This is a genomic window from Nocardiopsis sp. LOL_012, from assembly GCF_048060475.1.
Classification (GTDB): Bacteria; Actinomycetota; Actinomycetes; order Streptosporangiales; family Streptosporangiaceae; genus Nocardiopsis.
The window spans coordinates 1-1,205 of sequence record NZ_JBHMIV010000092.1; the positions used below are offsets into that span (position 1 = coordinate 1).

General features: G+C 71.0%; 1 protein-coding gene. It reads right to left on the reverse strand.

Annotation, left to right across the window (positions count from 1 at the left end):
- Positions 1-1,205: LamG domain-containing protein (locus ACFHWE_RS23560; RefSeq protein WP_416604064.1), on the reverse strand; the 1,205-nt coding region annotated here is incomplete at both ends.

Here is a 1,205-nt window from a genome sequence, read left to right on the forward strand (position 1 = left end):
CCAGGCGGTGGCGGGGTCGGCGTTGAGGGTGCCGTCCAGGCCGTGGTCGGAGGAGTCGGCCGCGGTGGTGCCGCTGGTCTCGTCCAGCTTCCAGCGGCCTTCCAGCGCTGCGGGTTCGTTGGCCAGTTCCCACACCTGGGAGCGGGCGTCGGGGTCCTCGATGAGGGGTTCGTCGAGGACCACGCGGTCCCAGACGCGGGCGTCGTCGATGGCGCCGGGCCAGAAGTAGTCGGGGCTGCCGCTGTGCTGGGCGCCGCCGATGGCCAGGGGGCCGCCGGCGTTCCAGGCGGTGGGGTGGTGGGCGCTGGCCTGGTGGAGGCCGTCGACGTAGAGGTCGAGCCGTCCGGTGTCGGGGGTGTAGGTGCCCAGCAGGTGGGTCCACACGCCGAGCTGGACCGGGTTCTGGCTGTAGGTGTAGGTCCAGCCGGTGCTGCCGGAGGTGGGGGAGTCGTCGTGGGGGGACATCTTGAACACCCACGAGTCGGAGGAGCTCTGGTAGCCCAGGTGGAAGGCGGACTGGAAGTCGCCCGTCTGGCTAAGGGCGGTGGCGTTGCCGGTGGGGGTGGAGTCGAGTCTGACCCAGGCGGAGGCGGTGAAGGAGCCGGTGGTGTCCACCACGGGTCCGGTCGTGGTCAGTGCGGCGGTCCCGTCCAGGTCGGCGGCGGTGCCCTCCAGCCGGTAGGACTGGCCCGAGCGCTCACCGATCCGGCCGCGAACCCACGACGGAGCCGTGGTGGTCGTGGCGGTGCGGGAGGTGTCCGCAGCATCGGTGACGGTCGAACCCTGCCCCTCGTCCAGCGGGAAGTGTGCGACCGAGGTGGCTGGTGGCGCCACCGTGAACCTGTACGCCAGGACACAGTCAGAGGCGTTCCCGTGAGCGTCCACCGTCCGGGCATGGATCAGATTCGATCCGACCCGGTTCGGGGTGATGGGCACGGTCGCGTCCGCACCGGGGGTGTCCAGGGTGGTCTCGGTGGAGCAGGAGGCGTCGTTGAGGCTGTAGTGGTAGGCCGAGGCGTCGGTGACGCCGTTGTTGGTGAAGGTGAACTCACCGGTGTGGCCGAGGCCGCCGTGGGCGGTGTCACCGGCGGGGTAGTCGGTAGAGGCCACCTGCGGGCCGACCTCGGGTGCGGCGGTGTCGACCGTGATCCAGCAGAAGTCCGACCAGGGGTAGCCCCACTCGGTGCTGTCGTGGGCGATCGCCC